Source organism: Bacteriovorax sp. DB6_IX (assembly GCF_000447775.1).
Lineage (GTDB): Bacteria > Bdellovibrionota > Bacteriovoracia > Bacteriovoracales > Bacteriovoracaceae > Halobacteriovorax_A.
This window is the reverse complement of record NZ_AUNJ01000405.1, coordinates 1-3,103: the sequence shown is the minus strand read 5'-3', so window position 1 is coordinate 3,103 and position 3,103 is coordinate 1. Positions and strand designations below refer to the sequence as shown.

3 protein-coding genes are annotated in these 3,103 nt (G+C 37.4%); all 3 read left to right on the top strand.

The features are described from left to right. Positions 1–587 (top strand): KH domain-containing protein (locus M901_RS12765; protein WP_021278619.1); only part of this gene is annotated, 587 nt, incomplete at its 5' end. 34 nt (positions 588–621) lie between these two features. Then, positions 622–2,451 carry a GTPase gene (locus tag M901_RS12760; protein WP_034722173.1) on the top strand — a complete coding sequence of 610 codons (1,830 nt, stop codon included), beginning with the start codon at positions 622–624 and terminating at the stop codon, positions 2,449–2,451. A gap of 120 nt (positions 2,452–2,571) precedes the next feature. Next, complete coding sequence (locus tag M901_RS12755) at positions 2,572–2,979, top strand: hypothetical protein (protein WP_034722172.1); 408 nt, start codon at positions 2,572–2,574, stop codon at positions 2,977–2,979. The last annotated feature ends 124 nt before the right edge of the window (positions 2,980–3,103 follow it).

Sequence of the window (3,103 nt, the reverse complement as noted above, 5' to 3'; positions counted from 1 at the left end):
TCTTTACAAAAGCTGACCGTGTTGAAGCAGCTTCTGAGCTTCCTTTGTCTATGGTGATGGAAAAGGCAAAAGAAATTGTTCCTAATCTAGAAAAACATTTTCTTATCTCAAATAAGACAGGGGATAATGTTCACCTTCTTACAGGAGAGATCTGTGACACAGCAATACCTGGGCCTCACTTCTATGACAAAGGGTCAATCTCTAATAAGCCAGAGAGATTCTTTGCAACTGAATATATCAGAGAGCAAGCTTTTGCCCTTTTAAAAGATGAGCTTCCATATGAGCTAGCTGTTGTTATTGATGAATATAAAGACTTCAAAGATAAGACGGGTCAGCCAACTTCTCACATTTCTGCTTCTATTCTTGTGAATAGACCATCACAAAGGGCCATTGTCGTTGGTTCTAAGGGAAGTGTTATTAAGGAAATTGGGACTAGAGCAAGAAAGAAAATTTCAGCAATGACTGATGGGAAGGTTCACCTAAACCTTCACGTTAAGGTTTCTCCAAAGTGGTTCAAGAATAACTTCATCCTTGAAGAACTAGGACTACCAAGAGCACAAGATTCTGCTCGTGTTTGGAAGAAATAGAGTTGTTATAAAAATATAAAAAAAGGAATATATGATGAAAACCAGAGCAATGGTTATCTCTTTAATCGGACGTCCAAATGTTGGAAAGAGTTCTGTTTTTAACAGACTCATGAGAAAACAACATAAGGCCATCACATACGATATGGCCGGTGTGACAAGAGATAGGCACTACGGAATTACAACATTCAATGATGCTGATGATGAAAATCCATTAGATGCAATTCTTGTTGATACTGGTGGGTTCTATCCTCAAAAAATTGATGAGGCAGGAAAGAATCAACAAGAAGAAAATGCTAATAAATTCTTCAATATTATGACTGAGCACGCTCACAAGGCCATTGATGAGTCAGATTTAGTTCTCTTTGTGGTTGATGTTAGAGAAGGGGCACTCCCTTTTGATCAGACAATTGCTGACTATATCAGAAAGCAAAAGAAGAAGATGTGGCTTATCGTAAATAAGTTTGATTCTGAATCGCAGCGTGGTGATGAAATCGACTTCTACTCACTAGGAATTAATGGTGATGAGATGTATGTGACATCTGCCGCTCACGGGCTTGGTATTGATGGTCTAAGAGAAGATATTCACAAAGAAATGATTAACTTTTCTCAAACGTCGCAAGCTCTAAAATCATCAGATCTTCAGCGTGGTGTAACACCTCGAGAAGATGTTGTTTCTCGTCTTGCCATTATTGGTGCACCAAATGCAGGGAAATCAACTCTTTTGAACTTGCTACTAGGAAGCTCAAGAGCACTTGTCTCAAATATTGCTGGGACGACTGTTGATCCTATTGATGGATACTTTGATCTCTACTTTGGTAAAGATGCCAAGAAATTGGAGACAAGTGAATTCATCAAAAATGATGCAGCTCTTTATAAGCAGTATGAAGACTTTCAAAAAAATAATCCGGACCTTTATACCTCGCTTGTCAGCTCTTATAACCTGGAAGAAGAAGTAGAAGAGTTTGAAGATGAGTATGAGGCCGAAGTTGATGAAGACGCTCTCGGTGGAGAGGAAGGTCAGTTTATTGATGAGGCCGGAGATCGTATCTACGAGCAAGTCTTTGGAGATGATACTCAAAATGAACTTTTAGAAGGTACTTCTAGTGAAGAAAGTGATGAGCAAGAAACTCTAGAAGAGATTCAAGAAGAAGGAAGTTACTGGCGTAGTCTCCATGTTATCGATACTGCTGGAATTAGAAAGCAAAAAAATATTAGTGACTTTGTTGAGTCCCAGTCTGTTTATCGTTCATTAAGATGTATCACTGATAGTGATATCTGTATCTTTATGATTGATGTCACAAAGGGGATTTCTCACCAAGATAAGAGACTTCTTGATATTGCTATTGAGAAGGGAACATCAGTTATTGTTTGTCTTAATAAGATTGACCTTATCAGTGAGAAAATCAAAGACCCTCAAGAAAGAAGAGAGTGGCTCGATGATATTCGAGTGAAGATTCCATGGTTAAATTACTGTGATATTCTTCCTATTTCTGCGAAACAAAAACGTGGAATAAAGGCACTGAAAAGGGCCCTTATTAAAACGATCCTTATCCGTCGTCAAAGTATTGCGACTGGGGAGCTAAATAGATTTATCTTCGAACTTATCGAAAGACAGCCTATTATCCTTAAAGGAGCTAGAGGTAAGAGATTTAGAGTGAAGTACGCTTCTCAAATTAAATCAGGACCACCAACCTTCCTATTCTATACGAATAAGTCTAAGGGGATACCTGAATCTTATCGTCGTTATCTAAAAAATGGTTTACGTTCAGCATTCCCACTGGATAATACTCCAATTCACCTTATCTTTAGAACTGGTGCAGATCTAAAGAGTAGGATGAAGAAACTCAACCCAAAGTTTTTCTAAAAAGTATAATTAGGCCGTCTCGTAAAATTCAATATGGGACGGCCTTTTCTTAGGCCAATCTAAATTCATAATCTATTCATATTCTCTTCTTATACTATATTTATATAGGGAGGAGTTATGATGTCTAAGACTGAACTTTCACAGAACTTAGATGAAATGAATGAGGATCAGAAATTACATTTCTACGAGAATGTTTTCGACGATATGATTCATGATAAGAATCTAAGAATTGATGGGGAGGACTATGAGTCAGATCTCGAAGATTTCTGGGCCATGAATGTACTTCATCACAATCATTTTCAGCTATTCTTTACTTTCTATGGATTGCTGGCACTTTTCTTATCCTATGTTGATTACAAGGGGATGGGAGAATTAACGCTAACTAATGTTCTCTTCTTTGAAGGGGGCGTTGCGCTTTTAATCTTTGCTTACATGATCTATCACCATGAATCGCGTCATGATAAGGACTATAAGGCCTATATTAAAAAGCGCTTGTCAGCTTTTAATAAAGCAAAAAATGCAATTTAGACTCCCTAAATAAAAGAAATATTGATAGAATGAACACCTATCATTGGGTTAGGTGTTCATGAGTCGAGAGATTTTAAATTCAAGTTATGCTTTTATTGTTGAGTTCTGTGAGGAGAGAAATTTA